Genomic DNA, 23,784 nt, shown 5'->3' on the forward strand with positions numbered 1-23,784 from the left:
CTTACAAGCGCTAGAGCCGTGCGCTATAGCGCAACTTCTGCCATATTTCCTTTGCTTTCAAGCCACGTTTTACGATCGCCAGAACGCTTCTTAGCAAGCAGCATATCCATTAGCTCCATCATCTCTTCAGCATCTTCAATAGTCAGCTGAACAAGGCGACGGGTGTTCGGGTCCATGGTCGTTTCGCGAAGCTGTAGCGGGTTCATTTCACCCAAGCCTTTGAAGCGCTGTACGTTCACTTTTCCGCGTTTCTTTTCCGCTTCAATACGATCCAGAATCCCCTGCTTTTCACCCTCATCTAAGGCGTAATACACTTCTTTGCCTACATCTATTCTAAATAGCGGCGGCATAGCGACATACACATGGCCTTGCTCTACTAAGGTTCTGAAATGACGTACAAAGAGTGCACATAGCAAGGTTGCAATGTGTAGCCCATCCGAGTCAGCATCGGCAAGAATACAAATTTTACCGTAGCGTAAACCAGACAGGTCTGTTGAATCTGGATCTATACCCAGCGCCACAGAAATATCGTGAATTTCCTGTGATGCCAGCACCTGAGAAGAGTCGACTTCCCAGCTATTTAAGATTTTACCGCGCAGGGGCATAATTGCCTGAAATTCTCGGTCACGCGCTTGTTTAGCCGAGCCACCTGCCGAGTCACCCTCTACTAAAAACAACTCAGAGTAAGAGATATCTTGTGACGAGCAGTCGGTTAATTTACCCGGTAATGCAGGGCCTTGAGTAACCTTTTTACGGGCGACTTTTTTCACCTGTCGAAGACGACGCTGTGCATTGTTAATACACATTTCAGCCAGCGCTTCAGCAATTTCAGTGTGCTGGTTTAGCCACAAACTAAATGCGTCTTTCACCACACCCGATACAAACGCACTGGCCTGACGTGAAGATAAACGCTCTTTGGTTTGACCGGCGAACTGAGGGTCCTGCATTTTAGTTGAAAGGATATAGGCGCAGCGGTCCCAAATATCGTCCGGCGATAGCTTGACGCCACGGGGCATTAAGTTTCTAAATTCGCAAAATTCGCGCATCGACTCCAGTAAGCCTTGGCGCAATCCATTAACGTGTGTACCACCTTGCGCGGTAGGGATAAGGTTAACGTAGCTCTCGGTGACCAAATCACCACCTTCGGGCAGCCACATCACAGCCCAATCCGCGGCTTCCGTATTGCCACTGAACGTGCCTACAAATGGCGTATCTGACGGTAAAGTTTCGAACTCTTCCACCGCTTGGTAAAGATAGTCTTTTAGGCCATCTTCGTAATACCACTCTTGGCTTTCTTTGGTAATTTTGTTGTCAAAGCGAATACGTAAGCCAGGGCTTAATACCGCTTTAGCACGCAGATTATGAACAAGACGACTAACCGAGAACTTTGCAGAATCAAAATATTGCGGGTCGGGCCAAAAATGAACACGGGTACCTGTGTTGCGCTTGCCACAAGTATCGATAACCTGTAAATCTTCTACCTTGTCGCCGTTTTCAAAGGCGATTTGATATACGTTACTATCTCGTCTTATCGTCACCTCAACGCGGGTTGAAAGCGCATTAACTACCGAGATCCCCACCCCGTGAAGACCACCAGAGAAGGCGTAGTTTTTATTTGAAAACTTACCGCCTGCGTGAAGCTTACATAATATAAGCTCTACGCCTGATATTCCCTCTTCAGGGTGTATATCCACCGGCATACCACGACCATCGTCAATAACTTCTAACGATTGGTCTTCATGCAAAATAACTTTGATATTAGAGGCATGGCCGGCGAGCGCTTCATCCACACTGTTATCGATGACTTCCTGCCCTAAATGATTTGGGCGGGTGGTGTCGGTATACATACCAGGACGGCGTTTTACGGGGTCAAGGCCGTTTAAAACCTCGATAGCTTCTGAATTATATTGATTTGACATAGTTATGGTTGTTATTTAAGCCAGCGATAAGGAAAGAAAGCACGCACTACTGTCAGTAATTACAGCACTGCACGGCGTATATTTGATGTTAGCAGGGCTAGTAAAGACTGGCAATGCGCTTATTTTAACAAAAACTCTGCGATAGCAGGTAAGTGGTTTTCGTAACCAACAAAGCTGTGATCACCACCCTCTTCAATAAGTAAGTGACTTTTCTGGTACTTCTCTGCAGCCAAGCGATAGTCTAGGGTTTCATCTTCAGTTTGAAGCAGCACTTTGTAACTAGATGGCTGTTTAATTGAAGCAGCCTCTAAGGCTTTTATCACCCCCATATCGCTTTCTACTATCTCAAATTTTTCTCTGCTGTATGGGTTCTCATGAGAGCCTATGAAGTTTTGCAGCAGTTCATAGGGGCGTACCGCTGGATTTATTAATACGGCTTTACCACCGAACTTCTCAAGTAAAAAGGTAGAGAGATAGCCGCCCATTGAGCTACCAATCAGTTTAAGCCCGTTTTCAAGCAGTGCCGGGGTGCTATCAATAAGCTCAAGCAGCTGACTTTCAACTTTACTTGGAAAGTTAGACAGTTCAGGAATATGTAAGGTGACGTTTGAGTGATGCTGCTCAAAATATTGTTTAGTGGCTTGGGCCTTGATGGACTTCGGCGAGCTCAAAAAGCCATGGAGATATAAGATGTGCTGCATACTGTTCTCTACTGTGTTGTTCTCTGTATTTTGGACTATTTCAAACCCAGACCTCGGCAACCCTAACGTCTACCGTTCCATTATCCATTAAGTTAATCAGCTGATACCCAGGTGAGTCTTCGCTTACACCGAATTCAGCACGCATTTGCCACTGCCAGCAGGTAGAAGGGCTCCCGTAAGAAGGCGTGCTATTCGTTCCTATTTCTTGGCGCAATGGCGAATGAATATGACCGTGAATTAACGCCTTTATTTGCGGATATTCATTAATAAGCAATTCAAGGTGCTGCGCATTAGCCAAAAAATGTTTATCCATCCAGCTTTTCGAAGGCAATATATGGTGATGAAGCGCAACAAGATGATTAACGTGAGAAGATGCATCTAGCGATTGCTTTAACGCAATTAAATCGCCGCTTTTTACTTCGCCCGCCGCCGTGTGCATATTGCCTGAAGCGCGGGTATCCATACCGTGTATTTGCCAGTTTGAAAAGCTTATCGGGTTGGTGCTTTGTAAGTGACGGCTACCAAGATAGCTTTCGAAATGCGGATTATTGTCGTGATTTCCAGCAAGAACGAACCAGTCTACATTTTCTGGCTCGATGTATTGCTCCATCAATGCGGTAAAATGTTGATAGCTTTCGGGGGAGTTATCGCCGCTGATATCACCAGTAACCAACACTATCACTTTCTGTTCTTGCCCGTTGTTGCCTTGATTAGCGCTCTGTTTTTTTGAGTCAGCAATATCAGTAAGGTCCTCTCGAACAGCGACAAGCACTCGCGTCAATGAATGATAAGGCGCTATACCTGCGTAACCAGTCTTGTCTTTATCCTTAAATAAGTGGCAATCACTTATCTGTATTAGTGATATCACGCTTCAGAGGTAACGTTTGTTGAATGTTGCAGGCAAAAGTTTAGCCACTCAGCTAAAAAGATATTTACCATATGCTTTTCGTTGCGCTGGCGCATCTTCAAATTAGGGTATTCGTAGGAAGGCTCAAGGGCCCCTGTATTTTGGCTGTTTATCACTTCAGCCATGCGCGCATCATGATATAGGCGAACCGTCATACTTGGCGTTAGGTACGTCGGCATGTCTTTAGTGGTTTGTTTTATGCTCAACGTGCTGGTGTAGCGAGCAGAGTCCACTATCCTGATCTCATAGGCTAATCCCACGCCAACAGAAAATTCATAACTCAAATCTTCCGTATCGCAGTCAGGTAGCATTCTAAGAACATAAGCATAGTTCAGTTCGCAAAGCGCCTGCATTGACGGAAGATGAGGGATGTATTTTCGTTGATTGCGTTGTGTCACGATGTCTGCCACTGCTCCAGAAGTTGTGTTTTATGCATAAAGAACCATTGTAGCGCAATTACTGCTGCGGCGTTGTCTATATGGCCATTTTCCAACCATTCAAGAGCGGTATTCTCTTTTACGCGATGCACTTTGATATCTTCAGACTCGCTTTCAAGCCCGTGAATTCCTTTTGCCAAGTTAGCATCAGTCTTTGCTATAAATATATGTAATCTTTCCGTGGTACCACCTGGACTCGATAAATAGCTTAAGGCCTTAGTCAAGTTTTGTAACTCTATTCCCGCCTCTTCCATGGACTCTCTATGGCATACATTTTCTGGAGTCTCACCTTTATCTATCATGCCTGCGATAATTTCTATTAACCAAGGGCTTGAAGATGTAGCTAACGCCCCAATTCTAACTTGCTCAATTAGCACGAATTCTTGCAGAATAGGATCGTAGGGCAAAACGCCCACCGCATGACCGCGTTCAAAAATTTCGCGTGTAACCGTGTCGCTCCATTCTCCATTGAAACACTTGTGCTTAAATTGATACTGATTCATGGTAAAGAAACCACGATACACTGGCTTAATGTCGGTAATTTCGACGTCATTTGAGGTAAATGAAAGGAATTCCTTGCTCATTTGCTGACACTTATGGTTCAAATAGATTTATCATACATAGTACATTTACACACCAGCCATGTATACGCATGAAAAATGCGATGTTGAGTGTGTACGAATAACAGAAAACTCATATTACAAGTCGTCTATTACTATAAAAATTGCGTGGGTAGATCACATATTCTGTTACAGTTAATCGAATACTGTTACGAGTTTGGACTTTCGGTTTGTGGTTGAATTTTCATACACTTGGTTTTAATAAGTCGTCTTAACGAATAAATGACGACGCAACTTGAAAACAACAGGAAGACGTAAGCATGAAACGAACACTTCTGTCGCTGGTTATCGGTGTTTCGATGACAACTGGTGCACTAGCCGATGACCTAATGCAGGTATATCAACAAGCACTGGCGAACGATCCATTGGTAAACCAAGCGAAAGCGCAACGTGATGCTGCGTTTGAAGGAATTAGTATTAGCCGTGCAAGTCTACTACCGCAAATATCGGGCTCTGTGGGCTACACCATGTCAGATTCTGAACGCTTTCAACAAGCTGCTGGTGACAACGGCCTTCAGGTTTTTACCACAGATACAGAAGTAGACACCATCGATTACGGCTTAACGCTTTCGATGTCGCTGTACGACCACGCTAATTGGTTGGGCTTAGACCGCGCTGAAAAAATTGCTGAACAAAGCGATGCGCAGCTTGCAGCAAGCATGCAGGATGTAATTGTACGTACAGTTACTGCTTACTTTGACGTATTGCGTGCCCGTGACAACGTAGAGTTTGTAGGTTCAGAAAAACGTGCGATTGAACGTCAACTTGAACAAACACGCCAACGTTTCGAAGTGGGCCTTACGGCGATTACTGACGTGCATGAAGCGCAAGCAAACTACGACAGCACAGTCGCTCAGGAAATTCAGGCTAAAAACGAACTTGAATTTGCCCTTGAAGCGCTGCGTGTGATTACAGGTAAATATCACGACCGTCTTTACGGATTAAACAAAGATAATTTCTCAGCCACTATGCCGGTACCTGAAACCGTAGATAGCTGGCTAGAAACCGCCCAAGACAAAAACCTAGCATTGTTGGTAGACCGTTTAGCCATGGATGTGGCGAAAGAAGACATCGCAATCGCACGTTCGGGTCACTTGCCAACGTTATCTTTGTCAGGCAGCTATGGCCGTTCGAAAGACGATGTAGACGCCGAGATTCTTAACGACGATGGCTCAACGACCCCATTTGGTTATGAAACGCCGTACTTAAACAGTCAGTCTATTGGCGTGACATTGAGTGTACCTATTTACCAAGGCGGCAGTGTTAGCGCACAAACATCGCAAGCGAAGTACAACTATGTAGCAGCAAGCCAAGTTGCTGAGCAGACGTACCGTCAGACCGTACAGTCGGTTCGTAGCTCGTTTAACAACGTAAAAGCGTCTATCTCTACTATTCGCGCTCTAGAGCAGTCTGTTGTGTCGGCAGACAGCGCCCTTAAAGCAACAGAAGCTGGATTTGATGTAGGTACACGTACTATCGTTGATGTACTTGATAGCACACGTAACCTGTTTGATGCGCGTCGTAACCTTGCTGGTGCTCGCTATGACTTCATTCAGTCTGTGATTACACTTAAGCAAGCAGCGGGAACCCTTACAGGTGAAGATGTAGCTATGATCAACCGCGGTCTCAAGCCGGTCGAGAGCAATAACGACCAATAGGTTGTTTTATACCGCTAAGTAAGCATTTGAGTACGACATAAAGAGGGTGGCGACTGGCTGCCCTTTTTTGTGCCTACTCCGGTATTTGAAAATTGGTGATTTGAGGTTTAGCAGGAATATCTACTCGCTATTTTGCGCAAGAGAACTTCTTTAATGCGCCCAACAACTGCCGATATTCATCACATAATGCTTCAGCGTTTTGTTTAGTCATTACAAAATTAGATAAACGCATTGAAACGACGCGTAATTTCTCTTGCAACAGCTGTAACTCATCATCCATGATTATGCCCTTTAGATTTGTCTCTATTTTTAATGATGTTGTTTTTGCCGGGTTTAAGGCTTTAAAGTCGCCTTTTTGCCCCTACATTTTGGCGCATAAAGTGTGCGAACAACAACTTTAGTATAACGCCAAGTAAGCTTACGACAAGCCTCTTGGTTTATTGTTTTTTTTCTTGAGTGATAAATAAAAATGCAAGCCTCTGAACTACAAAATAAATTTGAGCGCATAAGAGCAAATAAATGGTTTGAAGCCTTTGTTATCAGCGTCATCGTGATATCGGCGCTATTAGTCGGTGCGAAGACCTATGAACTACCTACCGGCATGTCATCTGTTACGTTGTTTTTAGACTGGTTTATCAGCGCTTTCTTTCTAACTGAAATCACAATTCGCTTTTTAGCGGAAAAGCAAAAGCGTTACTTTTTCAAAAGTTTCTGGAACTGGTTTGATACCCTCATTGTAGTTATAAGTCTAATCCCGGCAGACGACACTGAACTTGCGCTGATTGCGCGTTTAGTGCGGGTCTTCCGCGTGCTTCGTATGATTTCAATCATCCCAGAGCTTCGAATATTACTTGTTTCTCTAGTGAAAGCTCTCCCTCAGCTAGGCTATGTCATGCTGCTGATGTTTATCATCTTCTATATATATGCAGCGGTAGGCAGCACACTATTTGAAAACATTAATCCGGTGCTGTGGGGCGATATCACTATTTCTATGCTGACACTCTTTAGGATCATGACCTTCGAAGATTGGACAGATGTGATGTACGAAACTCAAGAAGTGTACTCACTCAGCTGGATTTTTTACTTAACCTTTATCTTCTTTACCGCTTTTGCTTTCCTCAACATGGTCATTGGTATTGTGGTCAATGTGATGGAAAGAGAAAACGAAAAGGCAAGAGCAGAAAAAGAAGCTGCCTTACTTGAAGAGCAAATCGCACAAGGCAATATCGAACCTACACTGCATGATGTGCTCAAAGAGTTGCGAGAGCTAAAAGCGCAGGTCGCGTCACAAAATAGCAGAGAATAACTGCCAGAGGCTGTCTAGACACAGGTAGTAAATCAGAAGCTACCCAAGCAGACAGGCAACCATAAAGAGAAGGCCACGATAAGTGGCCTTCTTTCATTTCAGTTTTTGTTACTAACTAAAACTAACAGCGTCAGATAAATAGCTAAAACCTTTATCAAAGCGCCTTACACGCCGTACTGCTGCTTTAGGCTTTCTACTCTTTGCTTTGCAGCTTCAGAGGTGAACTCCCTACTTGCTAGGCGTCGCTTCGCTAAGGCCTTTTTATCGAGTTCAAGCAACAAAGCTACGTGATTTAAATACACTTCATCGCTAGCAATGGGGCCTGTTGATATTTGCTCATACAGGGTTAGCGCTTCTTCTTTCTCACCTTTAGCGATATAAATCTGCGCTAATGTGTCTACAGCATCAGCATTTTCACGCTGCAGCGATACCGCTTTTTTCGCTAGCTCTTCAGCTCGCTGAAGGTCTTTATCTTCAAACGCTAAATACGCCAGGTTGTTAAGCACTACAAAATTATCAGGCGTTTTAGTAAGTATAAGCTCGTAGGTATCGATGGCTGCGGCTCTATCATTACCAATTTGACGCTCAGCTAACAACATTGCACTTTGTACGTCGTTATTGTGCGCATTTACGTGCTTTTGTAGAAAACTAAACGCTTGCTCTTTTTTACCTGACATCTCAAGGGCGGCAACAAGCAGCAAAGCATTGTCTGAGTTTGAAGTAGCATCATAAGCGGCCTTCGCGTGGTCAACGGCCTGCTCAGGGGCTTTATCGATAAGATGTAAGCGGGCGATGACGCCTCTTACAAACGGCAATGCCTTAACCTCGTCAGAGACATTGTTGATGATCTCCCATGCCGGTTTTGACTGACCAAGACGGCTATGAAAATAAGCTTTCAACAGCGTTAATTGAGCGTCTGGGCGCTTAGACAATACCTTGTTTGTTAACTCTAATCCTTGCTTGAATTGCTTTTGAGAGTCGACGATAAGTAGCTTGCCCAATACCGCATTTTTATCTTGTGGGTAAAATGATAACCAGCGATCAAAGAAGGTCGTTGCATCTTTTACGTTATTAGTAGCAATAAGTGCCTGGCCTTTTAGATTCCAAAAGGTCTGAGGCGATGACTCGTCACCTTCAACAGCCGTCAACAGCGAGACAGTTTTATCTAGCTGGTTATTAAGCGAATACATTCTTGCAAGTAAAAGGCGCAGGTTAATATTGCCCTTATTGGTATTAAACTGTGCTTGAGTATGTTTAACAACGTCGTCGGCATCACCACTTTCCATTGCCAACGCAAACCACAGCGCCAGTGCTTGGACGTCAGCAGGGTTCTCGTCGATAAAAGCGCGAATAAACGCAACTGCATTTTCTTTCTTGCCCTCGGCAACAAGCAATTTAGCTCTCGAGTACGTAACCTCGTTACCAGCGTCGCTAAGCTCACTCGCTTTGTCTAAGTACTGCGCCGCTTCTTGATAAGCGCCTTCTGCCGTTGCAATGTTTCCCAAGTAAATTAAGGGAGCGGCAGTCTGTGGCGACGCTTCATGCCACTCTTTTGCCGCACTTTTCGCCTTATCGAGTTGGTTAGTCGCTATGTAGGCGCGCAGTAAGGTTGCTTGTGAAGTAACAGACTCAGGCGCTTGCTCAACCGCCTGTTCAAGATTTACTAATCCATCAATGTCGTTTAATGAAAGTTGTAACACACCTAAACGAGATAAGTCTTCGGCTGTAGTGCTGACCCCTTCTGATTTTTCTACCATTTGCTGAGCGCCAACGACGTTGCCTTCTCTAAGCAATTGGTAACTGGCTTTCGAAAACAACGCCGCATCAACACCCTGCTCACCTTCAACTCTTGCTAATACTTCAAGCGCCTCATCGTTTTCACCTAGTTGGAGCATACTGTCTGCAAGCATTCGAAGGCCAGGGTGATTATCAGGCAAGCTAGACGCTACCATGGTTAAGTGGCGCTGGGCCGCTTCGAAGTCTTGAATTTGATACGCACTAAAACCCGCAACCAAACGCACAACCTGATCGCTCCTACCGTTTTGAACGGCAATTTCCAAGTGTTCAAGGGCTTTCGCGTAATTTTCGTTGGCCGACTCAATAATGCCTTTGAAAGTATTTAGCAGCGGATGGTTTTCGTTTAGCACCAACAAATCATCCACAATAGGCTGAGCTTTATCTAGATCTCTTATTTCAATAAGAAGCGCGGCATACGCAAATTTACTGGTAACGTCATCTGGAAACTGGCTAACATAAACGCCGTATACCTCTGCGGCTTTTTCAGGTTCGCCATTTTGCAGGTAAATTTTGGCAAGCTGTTGCAATACGTCTTTGTTGGTTGGCGCTTGCTCACGCAAGGCTTCTGTTGCGGCTAATGCGCCTTCCATATCGTTTTCTAGCACAAAGGCGTAACTATCAATAAGGCCTTTGTAAACCGAACTGGTATCTAGGGTGGAAAGATCGGCTAGAAGTGCTTGCGCCTCTTCATTTTTACCAAGTTGCATAAGGGCTTGAAGCTTATAAAATCCCACTTCTGCTGATTCAACCGCGGTCATTCCTTCTGCGCGATAATCTACTTCAGCGAGGGCGTTTTCTGCTCCTGACTGTTGATAGGCCACAGATAACAATGGAATAACTTGGCTCACGGGATGGCCTAAATCCATTGCCTTGTTAAGTTCTTTTTCTGCCGCCGCATAATTGTTTTGCTGTAGATACAGTTTTCCTAGCTCGAAGCGAGGCTCTGCCGCATTAGGCCCCTTTTGAATAGCGTTTTTGTATTCAACGATGGCGGCATCAAGCTGCTGTTGAGAGGCATAGTTTCGTGCATCAGCCAAATGGCTTTCCATCGACTTCTCGCTACACCCTGACAAAAGTGCACTGGTTAACATAACGGCTAACGTGGTGCGTTTAATTAATGTATTAGTTCTCTGCTTTGTCATTGTAATTCCTTGCCCTTCCTCAGATTTTTGTCGTCACATTCCTGCTCTTTGTCAAAAGCACTGACCAAACTGCTTATTATTTCATCGAATTTGTGCAATTTCGTGGCAACCTGTCCATTATTCGAATATAATACTGTTTTTTGCAACACTGCTGGCAAGCATATCGCGAAATACGCTAAGAATACGCTTCATTAACTCGCCGGACAGGCCAGTTCAACGCTGTATAGCGTCTTGCGATAATAAACCGAAAAAGTACGGTTTAGTCGTATGCCGCACCCTCCTTACTTAATGCACCAGGACCCTTAATGACAACAACTGTCGACATGACATTTAAAGACCTCAATTTACCAGAACCAATCTTACAAGCCCTTGAAAAAGTTGGCTACGAGAAACCGTCTCCTATTCAGGCTGAGAGTATTCCTCTTATTCTAGAAGGACACGATTTACTCGGTCAGGCACAGACAGGGACAGGAAAAACCGCTGCGTTTGCCCTGCCTATGTTGGCAAATATCGATCCTGAGCAACGTAAGCCGCAATTACTGGTATTGGCCCCAACCCGTGAACTAGCTATTCAGGTTGCAGAGGCGTTTCAGGTTTATGCGAGCTTTAGTCAAAAAATTAAAGTACTTCCAGTATACGGCGGTCAGTCGTACGACAACCAAATTCGCCAGCTTAAGCGCGGCGTTCAAGTGGTTGTGGGTACACCAGGCCGTATCATCGACCATATAAAGCGCAAAACACTAGACTTAAGCGAACTTAAGTTCTTAGTGTTAGATGAAGCTGACGAAATGCTTCGCATGGGCTTTATTGATGACGTTGAACTTATTCTTAGCCACGCACCAGAAGAGCGCCAAACCGCGCTGTTCTCGGCAACTATGCCTGGTCCAATTAAGAAAATTACTCAGCGTTACTTAAAAGACCCTAAGCACGTTAAAATTGCGTCTAAAGTAAGTACAGCTAGCACTATTCGCCAGCGCTATTGCCAAATTGCACCACACCATAAACTTGAGGCGCTAACCCGCATCATGGAAGTGGAAGTGTTCGACGGCATGATCATTTTCGTACGTACGAAAACCGCTACTGTTGAATTAGCAGATAAACTGTCTGCGCGTGGTTACGATGTAGAGCCGCTAAACGGTGATATTCCTCAGGCCGCCCGTGAGCGTACTGTTGAAAAGCTTAAACAAGGTAAAATTGATATCCTCGTTGCTACTGACGTAGTAGCCCGTGGTCTTGACGTTGAGCGTGTAAGCCACGTTATCAACTACGATATCCCATATGACAGTGAGTCATATGTACACCGTATTGGTCGTACCGGTCGTGCGGGTCGTCAAGGTGATGCAATCTTATTTATCTCTCACCGTGAAAAGCGCTTGTTGTTCTCTATCGAGAAAACCACTAAGCAGCCTATTGAAGCGATGCCTATTCCTTCAATTAGCGAAATCAATGAGACCCGTTTAAGCCGCTTTAAGCAGTCAGTTGCCGAAGCAACTCAAGACGATAGCATTGAATCATTAATGCCTATTGTTGAGATGATTAAAGAAGAAAACGAAGCATCGCCTGAAACCATCATGGCTGCGCTACTTAAAATTGCGCAAGGCGACGAGCCGTTAATTCTTAAAGAATCAGATCGACCAGACATTAATAGCAAGCCTCCGCGCGAAAACCGTGATAGAAACTCTCGTGATGGCCGCGAAAGAAAGCCAAGAGTACCACGTGGTAACCGCAAGCCAGAAGAAGGCATGCAGCGCTTCCGTATTGAAGTAGGTCATGTTCACGGCGCTAAGCCTGGCAATATCGTAGGCGCTATTGCGAACGAAGCAAACATAAACTCGAAGCACATTGGCGCTATCGAAATTTATGACAACTTCAGCACGGTAGACCTTCCTGACGGCATGCCTAAGGAAACCCGCGATACGCTTCAAGGCACACGTGTTGCAGGTCAGCGTTTAAATATTCGCGAATGGTCTGATACGCCACCAGCTAAGCGTGAAGGTCGTGGTAATCGCGGCGACAGAGCACCTCGCGGCAACCGTGAAGACCGAGGCAATCGCGGAGACCGCGAAAACCGTAAGCGTAAGAACTAAATAGCAACACATTCAGCCTTTATATAACTAATTGCAATATGAAGGCTGTTTTCGTTGTTTTCTTATTAAAAAGAATTGGCGCAAAATAGTGTCAGTTCTTTTTTTGTATTTAAAGCTAAGAAAACCTTTATGGATTACTTTCCGCTATTCCTAGACGCTAGAAAACTCAATGTCCTTATTGTTGGGGCCGGTGAAGTGGCAGCCCGTAAGCTAGAGCTTATTATGAAGACGCCTGCAACCATTACCGTGGTTGCACCTTGGGTTTGTGACACGGTTAAGCAACTAGCGTTAAATGAGAAAGTCACGCTGATAGAACGTGAGTTTGAAAATAGCGACCTTACCCATAAAGACATGGTGTTTATTGCCACCGACAAAGGCGATGTTAACCAGTATATTCACGACTTAGCTCGCGCCAACAAAGTGTTGGTTAATGTGGTAGATAACACGCCACTATGCCAATTTATTACCCCTTCTATTGTTGACCGTTCCCCTATTATTATTGCTATGAGTAGTGGCGGTGTTGCGCCGGTTCTGCTGCGTTATTTACGACAAAAATTAGAGACTGTTCTGCCGGCCAATTTAAGTCGATTGGGCGCGTTTTCTGAAAAATTCCGCGAAAAAGTGAAACAGACGCTTAACGGTGTAACTGCAAGACGCTACTTCTGGGAAGACGTGCTCGACGGCGACATTGCAGAAATGGTTGAAAAAGGCCAAGACCAAAAAGCTGATGAGGCCTTTGAATTGGCACTACAAGCCGCCGCCGAAGACAAAAAAGTAGAAGGCCAAGTATATCTGGTGGGGGCTGGCCCTGGCGATCCAGACTTACTTACCTTTCGCGCCCTTCGCTTAATGCAAAAAGCTGACGTTGTTGTTTACGACCGCTTAGTTTCCCCACAAATTCTTGAGCTTGTGCGTCGCGATGCGGAGAAAATCTATGTAGGTAAGGCTAAAAGCAATCACACGCTTCCTCAGGACGATATTAATCAGCTGATGGTTGATGAAGCAAAAAAAGGTAATCGCGTGGTGCGTTTAAAAGGCGGCGACCCCTTCATATTTGGGCGTGGTGGAGAAGAAATTCAAACTCTTATTCAGCACGGTATTGAGTTTCAGGTTGTTCCCGGCATTACCGCAGCAAGCGGCGCATCAAGCTATGCAGGCATTCCACTTACTCATAGAGACCATGCGCAGTCTGTCGTGTTTGCTACAGGCCATTTAAAAAACGGCACTATAGAACTTAACTGGCCTGCTCTTGCCCAGAGAAATCAAACCGCTGTGTTTTATATGGGGCTAACAGGTTTGCCTATCATTTGTGAAAAAATGATTGAACACGGACTTGATGCCTCAACGCCAATAGCACTGGTTCAGTCAGCCACCACTGAGAAGCAGCAGGTGTTAACCGGTACACTTGAAGACATTGTCGTTAAGCAGGAAAAAGCGCAGCTTCAGCCACCTACACTCATTATTGTGGGTAGCGTAGTAAGCCTTCACGATGAGTTGAACTGGTTTCAAGAATAGGCGACATAAGTCACCTCAGATTGATGATAAACCCCTTTTTTCCGGAGGGGTTTATTTGTTTTAGCAGCCGAAGGCTGCGTTTTATCCAAAGAACACCTTAACGTGGCTTCGTCTCTCAATCCCCTTAGACCAAATTCAGCATAAACTTGTTTTTTACACATAGGCGCGCATACTCAGTAATGTGATGAATATGTGGGAAATGATGTGGTAAACAATGTGAAGGGTGGTGCACATACAGCGATTAGAAATGCGTTGAAAAGATATGTATTCGTGTCTCAATTTCGCGCGTTTAGCACATTAAAACCAGCCAGCATGCTTATGCTGTTTTCTAGCCTCTGTTTAGTAGCTGCTGCACACGGCGAACAACTCCAATACAGCAAAGTTAACACGGATACTGGGGTAAATTTTAGCTACGAATGGCTGGATAACAATGACACGCGACAATCTATTTCTTTTGAGTTATCTAATAGTGCATTAAAAGAAGCCCCCTCTCAGCAAGCTAATTACAAACCGAAAATAGCACAGCGATACATCATTGTTGCATTAACCAAAGAAGCCAAAAAAATAGACCCTAAAGTTGCGCGTGTGAAGATAACACCCAAACGAGAGTCTATTGATATTCAGGTTACAGGCTCAGATGAAGAAAAAGTTGAAGAAATACTCAGTAAACTAAAAGCTATTCAGCAGCAAGAGTACGATAAGTACTTGCGAGACCATTACTTTACCCGCTTTACAACCTTGTTTAATCAACAGGCAATAAAACCCGATCATGTGCGATATGTTGCCGAGTCGGTAAAGCCTTTAATAGCAGCATCGCAGGCGTTTTATGAAAAGGTGAACGTACAGTCAGACTACAGAGAATATTTTTCGCTCATTCTTAGCTGGCTTCAAAGTATCCCTTACGACACCTTAGAAGATAGAGTAGTGAGTAATGGTTCTGGCTATGCGCCGCCTGTCAGCGTACTTATGCAGAACCTGGGTGATTGCGACAGTAAAGCAGTATTGGCATCGTCAATGGTGCGTGCATTTTTACCGTCAACCAAAATGATCATGGTATTTTTACCTAATCATGCCCTGCTCGGGGTTGCCTTGACGCCCATGGCCGATGACAGAACTATAGAGCACGAGGGCGACACCTACGTGCTTTACGACCCCACTGGCCCGGCACTTATTCCATTTGGACAAGTATCTAAAGATACCGAACGCCACATTGTCACCGGGCGCTATCAAGTGGAAGTAGTAGAGTAAGTTCCATCTACATTTGCCTGTTATTCCCTGAATAGAACATCACTTCATTGCCAATCACACTGTTGGTAGATTTATCGATAATAACAAAGCTAACAGATTGCATGGTATTAGCCATTGGCGATAATGCCTCAACTGAAAACGGCACATTTCGCTTTTCGCCTGGTGCTACGTTTATAGTCGGTACGTTAATAAGCTGCATATCAGATGGCGTATTTATAGCAATATCATAGGTTTTGGCCACGCGGGATTTATTTAAAACGGTTAACGTATAAGTGTTTTCAATGTGTCCCGCGTTGTTCTCTCTGTAAAGCGCGTTGCGGTCACGGCTAATTGAAACCTCGAAGTCCTGCCTGTCGATAGCCCACTCAACCATTGCGAGCAGTATGGCAATGATTGCTGCGCCGTAAAGGTAGTTAGTGAATTTACGCCCAGAACTTCTGCCGGCTCGGGTAAAGTTTATAAGTTTGAGTGGATAGCCAAATTTGGCCATGACCTTGTCGCATGCGTCAATACACAGGCCACAGTTAATGCACTCGTACTGAATTCCTTCACGAATATCTATGCCGGCTGGGCAGACTTGTACGCATAAATTACAATCGACACAATCGCCCAGGTCTTCGTGCTGTGAAAAACGCTTCCTTGGTCCGCGACTTTCTCCTCTCGTTTCGTTGTAAGTGACCAATGACGTACTGTTATCAAACATCGCAGCTTGAAAGCGAGAATAGGGGCACATATGCGTGCACATTTTCTCTCGAAGCCAACCTGCATTGGCATAAGTGCAAACGGCAAAGAACATTGTCCAGCCTGAGATTAACGCTGGCGCAGAGAAAGTGAAAAACTCCGTATATAGACGAGATGCCGGATAGAAGTAAGACATAAAAACCAGCGCAGTAATTAGGCTCAATGCTAACCATGCACTGTGTTTTGCCCCCTTCACGACTACTTTTGTTAGTGAGCTAGGCTGCTTATCTAAAGCCTTGCTTTGATTGTGCGTACCTTCAATACGGCGCTCTACCCAATTGAAAGCGAGAGTCCATACGGTTTGAGGGCAAGTAAAGCCACACCATACTCGCCCGTAATGACGGGTTACTAAAAACAAAACAAAAGCCGCAAGAATAAACAGAAAGGCAAAAATCATGAGGTCTTGTGGATACAACACCCATGCAAAAAGCGTGAGGGTTTGACGCCCCACATCAAACAAAATCGCCTGCTGTCCTTGGTATTGAATAAAGGGGAGCGCAACAAACAGCGTCACTAATACTACATTCAAGTATCGACGTGTTTTTTGAAAGTGCCCGGTTTCCTCACGGATATAGATTTTTTTGCTTTCTACGGGTGTACAAGCAATGATGTCTTCTTGCCGAATTTTAACTGCCGTCATTAGCTTTCTCCGAAAATTTTGCGCTAATGGTAGGGATTTAGGGCCGTTAAAATAGAAACAGATTAGGAGTTTCTTTATAGATCAGTTGCTATACTTTTTAAGGCGTAGATATTTAAGGTATAGGCTTTGAAGGCGCAGGTTTTTAGGTCTATGTTTTTCTTATTTCAAACCTGCGTCCTATACAGAATGTAGAAAAACTTCGTTTGCGTTACACATAGAGATAATGCGTTATTTATGAAAGGCTTTTTATAAACAAGGAAAGCTTTAGCAGTTGATTGTGCTTCGCTTCATTCAGAGCAAACGACGCGTTTAGACGAAAGCAATGGTTAAACTCATTGGTTAAGCTAAACAGTTTTCCAGGCGCAATGGTGATGTGTAAACGCAACGCTTCTTTATAAATAGCCATTGCATCAACATTCCCTCGGCATTCCACCCACAAAAAATAGCCGCCGCTATGTGTATGAATAGTCGCAACGCCTGATAGAAGGTCGATAAGCAAGGCCGTTATCGCCTTCTTACGAGCGATGAGTTTTTTTCGCAGCTGCTTTAAATGAGACTCGTAATTTTTTGTGGATAAATAATCTACAAGCGCAAGCTGGATCGGTGCGCTGGTTGCCAATGTACTCATGAGCTGCTGCTTTTGAATTTCAAGGGCACGCTTACCTGCGGCGACCCACCCTATTCTGTATCCTGCCACTAAAGACTTGGAGAACGATGAACACAACATGCTATCTCCCTCTTTCATAAAATGCTTAATAGGTAGTGGTGGACGCTTATCAGCATAAAGCTCGGCATACACATCATCTTCAATAAGGGCAACATTGTACTTATCGAGTAACGCGGCCACCTGCTGTTTTTCACCGTCACTCAATGAGTATCCAACAGGATTTTGAAAATTGCTCATAAGCCAGCAGGCTTTCACATTATGATTTTTAAATGCTCGCTCAAGTGCAGCTACATCCAGGCCAGTGTTGGGTGATACCGTTACAGTAATCACTTTTAGACCTAAACGTTGAAGCGCCTGCAGCGTTCCATAAAAAACCGGCGACTCGACCACCACCCAGTCTCCTGGTGTGGTGCACGCCTGCAAACTCAAATTCAGCGCCTCTAGCGCACCAGCGGTAATAATGATTTCATCAGGCGATATATTCACACCTTTGGCGGCATAGCGCTTAGCGATAATTTTTCTAAGGTCCAGGTTACCTGGAGGCAAGTTATCCATGGCGCTGGTCAAGGAAATTTGCTGGGCGGCAGCTGCAATAGACTTATTTAAATGTTGCCTTGGATAAAGGCTTGGGTCGGGGTAAGCAAATCCTAAACTGAACATATGAGGGTCGCGAGAGGCCTGCAGCACTTCATACACAAAGTCGTTAATGCTGACGGCTTCTGTGGCCTGTACACGCTCTTTTGAGGCATTGTTCGCTTTAGCTGTTACCAGAAAGCCCGAACGTTCTTGGGAGCTTACTATGCCTTGGCTTTCTAACATCTGATAGGCGTGCAGCACTGTCATTAGGCTGAAGCCAGTTTGTGCTGCCTGTTTGCGAAGCGATGGGAGTTTTTCATTTTCTACCCACACGCCGCGCTCAATCTGCTCTTTAAGTTGGTGAGCTAAAACTTCGTATTTAGCCACGTTATACTCCGATAGTTCCCACCAGCGGAGTATAACAGTGAGGACAGTTTTCTGTTATAAAAACAATACTGCCAATTTACGCATTATCTTAGGTTATAGATTCTCTTCAGCAAAGCTCGCTAGTCGACTTCTTACAACGCCATCTAGATTAATGGTGGCACTGCCCGAGAAATCTTTAAATTTCTCAACTAGATAGGTCAGGCCCGAAGTCACAGCACTTAAGTAGTTACTGTCTATTTGCGCCAAGTTACCACCTACAATGAGCTTCGTTCCTTCACCACAACGGGTGATGATAGTTTTAAGCTGTGATGCCGTTAAGTTCTGCGATTCATCCAAGATTACGATCGCGTTTTGAATGCTTCGCCCCCGCATAAAGTTTACCGACTTATACTGGATATTGGCCTTTTCCATGATGTAGTTCATAGAGCCTTTGGTGTTTTCATCATGCTTGTGAAGCACTTCAAGCGAATCAGTAATCGCCGCCAACCAAGGCAGCATTTTTTCTTCTTCAGTACCCGGTAAGAAGCCAATAGACTCAGCGATTTCTGGCGTGCTTCGCGTAACAATGATTTTGTCATACATGTTGCGCTCTACCACCATTTCAAGGGCAGCCGCTAGCGCAAGTAACGTTTTACCGCTGCCTGCAGGGCCTGTGAGAATAACCATATCAATATGCGGGTCTAGCAAGGCGTGAAGCGCCATTGCCTGTCCTATATTTTTTGGTGTAATGCCCCAGGCATGGCGACCCATTAAGCGTTCGTAACCTAAATCCAGTACTTCTAAATGATCGTCGGTGATCTCTTCCACAAGGCCTGCAAACTGTTTTGTTTCATCGAGTAAGAACTCGTTTACATACGCCTCGGGCAACATGGATTTTGGTATGGTGTGAATGGTGTCTCGACCTTCACTGCGGCTATCCACGCTTTTTACGCTGTCCCAGAAATTTCCCTCAAAGGTATGGAACCCGCGAGATAAATATTTGATATCGGTAATAAGCTGGTCGGTTCGATAGTCCTCAACATGAGCAAGCCCTGCCCCTTTCGCTTTAAGGCGCATGTTTAAGTCTTTGGTTACCAACACCACTTTTTGCGGCGCAAAGGTCTTTTGCAAGTGCAGCGCTACGTTAATAATGCGGTTGTCGTTCTCATTGCTGGTGAAGACTTGCTGGGCTTCGACCATATTAAGGTCGGCAAAGATAGATAGGCTACCTGTAGGTGCCGTTTGCCCCGCGCCCAACCCTTCCATCGATACACCCGCTAGCATATCTTCTGGCGTTGCGTCGTGGAGTAAATCCTCCATCGCCCGAATGGATACCCGTGCGTCGCGCGCCACGTCTTTCTTACTGTCTTTTATGTAGTCGAGTTCTTCCAATACGGTCATTGGAATAACAACATCATGTTCTTTAAAGGAGAGAAAAGCGTGAGGTTCGTGCAGCAGAATATTGGTATCGAGGACGTAAATCTTAGTATCGGTAGAATTTTTTTTTGGCATCCTTCACTCCGGTAAATAAAGCCAGGTTAGGCGTATAGTTCGTTTATGAACCCGCGCACTAACAAGCTACAGTTACGGTTGTAGGAGAATGCCGCTCGAAACAGGACTTCTTCCCCTACTCGCGTCGACTGAGAAGCAGTACTACACTTTCTGCCTCAAAGGTTCGTCAGTTGAATTAGCGAACCCTTAATTCCACCATAATCCAGTTTTTAAGATTTAGCACTGTTTTTTCTTTTTTTATTTTCATTTAGAACAAATGTAAAGCGCAATCGTCTTAGCCTTTTTTCACATACGCAATGCTAAACAAGCTAGTTTCCTTTGTTCGTGAAGTACCCAGCGCGCTCTAAAATTATCTCTGTTTGGTTTTGGGCATTGTCTAATGCCGCCTTCACGCTTTTTTTACCGGTAACCACGTCATTAATTTGTGCCCCTACTGCGTAGCCAATAGCAGTAAACTCTGGGATAGGGATAAACTGACTGCCTATCATAGAATTGCTCAAGTCATCGCTTGAAAGTAACTTCAATGCTTGGTGTTCAAAAGCTGCATAAGGCACAGCTTGCTGATAGGCATTCGAATACGTAGAGTGCCTAGTACCTGAAGGGGCCGCGTATTCACCGCTAACTTTCTTGAGGTCATCAATAAAGGTTTTTGATGTTAAAAAATGCGCAAGTTGCTGGGACTCCTTCACATAGCGCGATTGTTTTGGAATGGCAAAATTCCATGACCAAAACCACTGCGCCCCTTTCTGTTGCGTTCCGAGCGGCGCATAAGTAACGCCAGTGGATTGAGTAACCTTAGAGAAGTTTTTATCAAATAGCGCCCCGCCTAAAGAAGAGGCATCAATGAAAAACGCTAATTTGCCTTGAGCAAAAAGTTTTTGGTTCTCTTGCCACCCCATATCTTCATTTCTTGGGGGGCCAACGTTCTTTGCAAGGTCAGCGTACATATTCACGGCATTAAGCCACGCTGTGCTGTCTAAGGTAGGTCGCATTTTTTCATCTAACCACGATGCCCCATAGGTATTAGCCATGGTACTCACTAATGCCATATTCTGTCCCCACCCCACACGCGTTCTAAGCCCTACGCCGTAAATTTCTTTTTCGGGCATATGTACTTGTTGAGCTAGCGCTTTAACGTCGGTATATGTAAGCACTGAGGGAAGGCTTAAATTAAACTTATCAAGCAGATCCTTTCGGTAGAAAGTCAATGTTGTTTCAGCGACAAACGGTAACCCGTAAAGTTTTCCGTCAACGGTGTTTGCATGAAGAGCAGCAGGAATGACGTCATTAATGTCATAATCGTCAGGATGCGTGTTAAAAGGAACGAGAATATCCCGCTTCGCCCAAATAGGAAGCCCGTAATTACCAATGAGTACCAAATCAAAGCTATTTTCATTAACTGAAAAATTACCGAGCAATCGGCGGCGTAAAACGGTTTCATCCATTATTCGCCATTGGATATTTGACTGTGATAGAGGGGAGCCGTATTTATCCAGGTATGCTTTTGCATTAAAAACACCATTAATATCTGGCGCGCCAACAATTAATGCATCTTCGTTTTGTGAGGTGTTATATACACCATACTTTTCGAGTGTGTGCGCCAAAAGCCCATTCTGTTTTTGTTTCTGTAACGCTAGGTTGAACTTCTCAATTAGCTTGGAAGACTTAGGGTTTTGTTTTGAAAGCGCTAGATGAAAAGAGCTTTGCACTTCCTCCCCAGGGATAAATATAAACTCACCTTTGAGGCTAGGTCGCTCGTTAACTAATGCTTCCTTGGCGCTATACTTATCAATAAATAAAACATCAATTCTCTCTCTTCCAAGTAAATCTAATAGATTAACCGTAGACTTTCCTGGGTACATATTGAAAAACGCTTCATTTGATAAAAATTGCGGCGCTACTGTGCCTCTGAGGTACCCAATTCCTCGCAAGTTTTGTCGTTTGAGCCATTCAACTAGATTAGGTATTTCACTTCTATTCTTAAAGTCTTTCGTCCTAATTAGGAACCCACTTGCTCCCGCTGGGATAGCATCAGATAGAAGAAATGCGTCATTAAAACGCTCGTAGTCATGAACAGGAAAGACACCGTCTACGGCGCCCTTTTTCGCCAACATTAAAGCCCTAGCATGAGGGTAACGCTCTACATTAAGCGGCTCGCCGAGCTCTTCAAAAGCTCTTATTACCACTTCATTCACATAGCCTTTCGACACGTCTTGGCTGTCGCTAAAGGGGCTTACCTCTGATGTTGCAAGCGTAACAGGGCGTGCATAGGTGAAATTGGTGCCAAGTAGAAAAACCAAACATAGTAAGTACAACCCTATCGCCTTTTTAGGTACCCACGTACGGGTAAAAAGGGAAACAACATCACCCGCTATATTTGGCATTATATAAGTTCCATTATTCATTAGATGTAAGTTTAAATAGCAGATAAAAACAAAACGTGCGTTACTATCAGTAAATAAATTAACATTATTTTAACCCTGATTGCGAAACACACGCGTAGACGCTGATATTAGCTAAAGTTGAAATACGCGAAAGTACGCCTTTATCACTGCACTTAAAAAGGATCTTTTAGTTGTGACAAACGCCCTAAGAACTATAGCTCATCCCTTTCTTACCCTTTTAGTGTTGATAGTCACTAACTTTACGAGTGGCGTAAGTCTCGCTAACCAGGTCGACACCGTAATTGAAAAAATTCAGACAGAAAGCGGTGCTACTTGGGAGCTAAGCTATACCCTTGACAAGCCTTCACAACAGCTAGTATTCGTCCGAAATCCTGACGCTTCTAGAACCACTCGCTGGCTACCAAAAAATAGTGACATTGAGATTGCCTACGACACCACTTCACAACAAGAAATTGTGCGATCTAAAACGGGAAAACCTATTGCTAAGGTTTCTTTTGTACTCACCCCCACTTACAAACATTTGGGCAAAGACTATGCGCCGTTTTCGCCCTTTTCGAACGGTGGCAATGCTTTTCATTCTGGTCGTCTGTTTGCTTGTGCTAATACTTGTGAAGAAGAACATAATGAATGGCCTATCACCCTTATAGTGCCAAGTGGCGAACACATCGTTTTAAACGGAAAAGTACTTAGAGGCAGCGCTTCATGGGTGGATAAAAATAATGGCAGACAGGTTTATGAAGGTACGCAGCAACCTATTATCACAGACAGCGCCGTTGCTCTTATTGACCCCGCCCTACCTGAGAGCATACAAGCGAAGCTTAAGTACGACATGCCCAATCTCATGGCTTATTTCTCTCACTCTCTTAACTCACTTGCCACTGAGAAACCTATGCTATTTGCTTCTTACGCCATGGTTGACGGTCATTCCTCACAAGGCGGCACGTTGCCAAATCAAATTTTTATGCACTGGAACCGAAATGACTTGGACAAACGCGCTGAGAATATCGACTTTGCCAATAAGACGTTGTGGTTCTTTGCCCATGAAGCAGCACATTTATATCAGCCAGGTAATACCGACGGCGTCTCAGAGAATGACGAACAGTCATGGTTACATGAAGGTAGCGCCGACTACTTTGCGGCACTAGCCATGAACTACCTTTATGAAGATGCCAATAGCTATGTGGATAGGCGTATAACCCACGCCTTTGAAAGCTGCACGCAAGGTTTAACGCAAAGCACGCTAGCCAACGCTTATAAGAACGGACGCTTCAATCTTTATTACTCGTGCGGAATGGTAATGCACCGCGCCATCGATAGCGTGGTGCAGCAAAAAACGTTAGGTGAGGAGTCGCTGTTCACCGTATGGAAGCGACTTCAAAAAGTAGTGAATAGTGGCATGCCGCCTGGCACAGCGACCTTCTTAGCATTACTTGAACCTTATAACGCACCTGAACTTATTGACGCCATTAACAATGCAACTAGCGACAACGATAAAAAGGCGATACTGGGCTTACAGACCCTGTATCGCATGGGTGAGTGA

At 44.6% G+C, this 23,784-nt stretch carries 17 protein-coding genes; 6 read left to right on the forward strand and 11 right to left on the reverse strand.

The features are described from left to right. Positions 1 to 23: 23 nt before the first annotated feature. The 5 genes from parE to nudF all read right to left on the reverse strand — a co-directional run bounded on the left by parE (position 24) and on the right by nudF (position 4,548). Positions 24 to 1,919, reverse strand: coding sequence for a DNA topoisomerase IV subunit B (parE, locus tag ACXACS_RS18550; protein WP_179982326.1), 1,896 nt, complete (start codon positions 1,917 to 1,919; stop codon positions 24 to 26). A 119-nt stretch (positions 1,920 to 2,038) separates the two neighbouring features. Next, the gene (locus ACXACS_RS18555) at positions 2,039 to 2,620 is read right to left on the reverse strand and encodes a YqiA/YcfP family alpha/beta fold hydrolase (RefSeq protein WP_474808796.1); all 582 of its coding nucleotides are present in this window, start codon (positions 2,618 to 2,620) and stop codon (positions 2,039 to 2,041) included. A 40-nt stretch (positions 2,621 to 2,660) separates the two neighbouring features. Further along, complete coding sequence (locus ACXACS_RS18560; RefSeq protein ID WP_474808798.1) at positions 2,661 to 3,488, reverse strand: metallophosphoesterase; 828 nt, start codon at positions 3,486 to 3,488, stop codon at positions 2,661 to 2,663. Then, a complete protein-coding gene (locus tag ACXACS_RS18565; RefSeq protein WP_474808800.1) occupies positions 3,485 to 3,925 on the reverse strand; it encodes a DUF1249 domain-containing protein in 441 nt (146 codons plus the stop codon). Before ACXACS_RS18565 ends, ACXACS_RS18560 begins: the two co-directional genes overlap by 4 nt. Beyond that, positions 3,922 to 4,548 (reverse strand): ADP-ribose diphosphatase, encoded by a 627-nt coding sequence (nudF, locus tag ACXACS_RS18570; RefSeq protein ID WP_474808802.1) that lies wholly within the window; start codon positions 4,546 to 4,548, stop codon positions 3,922 to 3,924. Before nudF ends, ACXACS_RS18565 begins: the two co-directional genes overlap by 4 nt. Positions 4,549 to 4,844: 296 nt before the next feature. On the opposite strand from nudF, the gene tolC reads away from it, so the two are divergent. Beyond that, the gene (tolC, locus tag ACXACS_RS18575) at positions 4,845 to 6,242 is read left to right on the forward strand and encodes an outer membrane channel protein TolC (protein WP_474808804.1); all 1,398 of its coding nucleotides are present in this window, start codon (positions 4,845 to 4,847) and stop codon (positions 6,240 to 6,242) included. A 127-nt stretch (positions 6,243 to 6,369) separates the two neighbouring features. Here tolC and ACXACS_RS18580 read toward each other — a convergent pair whose 3' ends face one another. Continuing rightward, positions 6,370 to 6,522, reverse strand: coding sequence for a hypothetical protein (locus tag ACXACS_RS18580; RefSeq protein WP_474808806.1), 153 nt, complete (start codon positions 6,520 to 6,522; stop codon positions 6,370 to 6,372). 189 nt (positions 6,523 to 6,711) lie between these two features. Between ACXACS_RS18580 and ACXACS_RS18585 the strand changes: the two genes are divergently transcribed. Further along, positions 6,712 to 7,548, forward strand: a complete 837-nt coding sequence (locus tag ACXACS_RS18585; RefSeq protein WP_474808807.1) for an ion transporter — start codon at positions 6,712 to 6,714, stop codon at positions 7,546 to 7,548. A 164-nt stretch (positions 7,549 to 7,712) separates the two neighbouring features. On the opposite strand, the gene prsT is transcribed toward ACXACS_RS18585, so the two are convergent. Beyond that, positions 7,713 to 10,487 carry an XrtA/PEP-CTERM system TPR-repeat protein PrsT gene (gene prsT, locus ACXACS_RS18590; protein WP_474808809.1) on the reverse strand — a complete coding sequence of 925 codons (2,775 nt, stop codon included), beginning with the start codon at positions 10,485 to 10,487 and terminating at the stop codon, positions 7,713 to 7,715. A 305-nt stretch (positions 10,488 to 10,792) separates the two neighbouring features. Between prsT and ACXACS_RS18595 the strand changes: the two genes are divergently transcribed. From ACXACS_RS18595 to ACXACS_RS18605, 3 genes are all read left to right on the forward strand, one after another. After that, the gene (locus ACXACS_RS18595; protein ID WP_474808811.1) at positions 10,793 to 12,574 is read left to right on the forward strand and encodes a DEAD/DEAH box helicase; all 1,782 of its coding nucleotides are present in this window, start codon (positions 10,793 to 10,795) and stop codon (positions 12,572 to 12,574) included. A 129-nt stretch (positions 12,575 to 12,703) separates the two neighbouring features. Next, complete coding sequence (gene cysG / locus ACXACS_RS18600; RefSeq protein WP_474808813.1) at positions 12,704 to 14,089, forward strand: siroheme synthase CysG; 1,386 nt, start codon at positions 12,704 to 12,706, stop codon at positions 14,087 to 14,089. A gap of 270 nt (positions 14,090 to 14,359) precedes the next feature. Then, on the forward strand, positions 14,360 to 15,337 hold the full coding sequence (locus tag ACXACS_RS18605; RefSeq protein ID WP_474808815.1) for a hypothetical protein: 978 nt from the start codon (positions 14,360 to 14,362) through the stop codon (positions 15,335 to 15,337). A gap of 7 nt (positions 15,338 to 15,344) precedes the next feature. Here ACXACS_RS18605 and ccoG read toward each other — a convergent pair whose 3' ends face one another. From ccoG to ACXACS_RS18625, 4 genes are all read right to left on the reverse strand, one after another. Continuing rightward, positions 15,345 to 16,718, reverse strand: a complete 1,374-nt coding sequence (gene ccoG, locus ACXACS_RS18610) for a cytochrome c oxidase accessory protein CcoG (protein ID WP_474808817.1) — start codon at positions 16,716 to 16,718, stop codon at positions 15,345 to 15,347. Between the two features lie 232 nt (positions 16,719 to 16,950). Beyond that, positions 16,951 to 18,348: an aminotransferase-like domain-containing protein gene (locus tag ACXACS_RS18615; RefSeq protein WP_474808819.1), complete on the reverse strand. Its 1,398-nt coding sequence runs from the start codon at positions 18,346 to 18,348 to the stop codon at positions 16,951 to 16,953. Positions 18,349 to 18,441: 93 nt separating this feature from the next. Continuing rightward, complete coding sequence (locus ACXACS_RS18620) at positions 18,442 to 19,839, reverse strand: PhoH family protein (protein WP_474808821.1); 1,398 nt, start codon at positions 19,837 to 19,839, stop codon at positions 18,442 to 18,444. A gap of 308 nt (positions 19,840 to 20,147) precedes the next feature. Continuing rightward, positions 20,148 to 22,223 (reverse strand): extracellular solute-binding protein, encoded by a 2,076-nt coding sequence (locus ACXACS_RS18625; RefSeq protein ID WP_474808823.1) that lies wholly within the window; start codon positions 22,221 to 22,223, stop codon positions 20,148 to 20,150. Positions 22,224 to 22,416: 193 nt separating this feature from the next. On the opposite strand from ACXACS_RS18625, the gene ACXACS_RS18630 reads away from it, so the two are divergent. Then, positions 22,417 to 23,784 carry a gluzincin family metallopeptidase gene (locus tag ACXACS_RS18630; protein WP_474808825.1) on the forward strand — a complete coding sequence of 456 codons (1,368 nt, stop codon included), beginning with the start codon at positions 22,417 to 22,419 and terminating at the stop codon, positions 23,782 to 23,784.

Source organism: Alteromonas sp. AWM4_230 (assembly GCF_056158305.1).

Bases quoted from the DNA above. Each gene is read 5' to 3' on its own strand.
- ACXACS_RS18580 (WP_474808806.1), bottom strand. From the start codon at position 6,522: ATGGATGATGAGTTACAGCTGTTGCAAGAGAAATTACGCGTCGTTTCA.
- ACXACS_RS18595 (WP_474808811.1), top strand. From the start codon at position 10,793: ATGACAACAACTGTCGACATGACATTTAAAGACCTCAATTTACCAGAA.
- ACXACS_RS18555 (WP_474808796.1), bottom strand. From the start codon at position 2,620: ATGCAGCACATCTTATATCTCCATGGCTTTTTGAGCTCGCCGAAGTCC.
- parE (WP_179982326.1), bottom strand. From the start codon at position 1,919: ATGTCAAATCAATATAATTCAGAAGCTATCGAGGTTTTAAACGGCCTT.
- nudF (WP_474808802.1), bottom strand. From the start codon at position 4,548: ATGAGCAAGGAATTCCTTTCATTTACCTCAAATGACGTCGAAATTACC.
- ccoG (WP_474808817.1), bottom strand. From the start codon at position 16,718: ATGACGGCAGTTAAAATTCGGCAAGAAGACATCATTGCTTGTACACCC.
- ACXACS_RS18625 (WP_474808823.1), bottom strand. From the start codon at position 22,223: ATGCCAAATATAGCGGGTGATGTTGTTTCCCTTTTTACCCGTACGTGG.
- ACXACS_RS18620 (WP_474808821.1), bottom strand. From the start codon at position 19,839: ATGCCAAAAAAAAATTCTACCGATACTAAGATTTACGTCCTCGATACC.
- tolC (WP_474808804.1), top strand. From the start codon at position 4,845: ATGAAACGAACACTTCTGTCGCTGGTTATCGGTGTTTCGATGACAACT.
- prsT (WP_474808809.1), bottom strand. From the start codon at position 10,487: ATGACAAAGCAGAGAACTAATACATTAATTAAACGCACCACGTTAGCC.
- ACXACS_RS18585 (WP_474808807.1), top strand. From the start codon at position 6,712: ATGCAAGCCTCTGAACTACAAAATAAATTTGAGCGCATAAGAGCAAAT.
- cysG (WP_474808813.1), top strand. From the start codon at position 12,704: ATGGATTACTTTCCGCTATTCCTAGACGCTAGAAAACTCAATGTCCTT.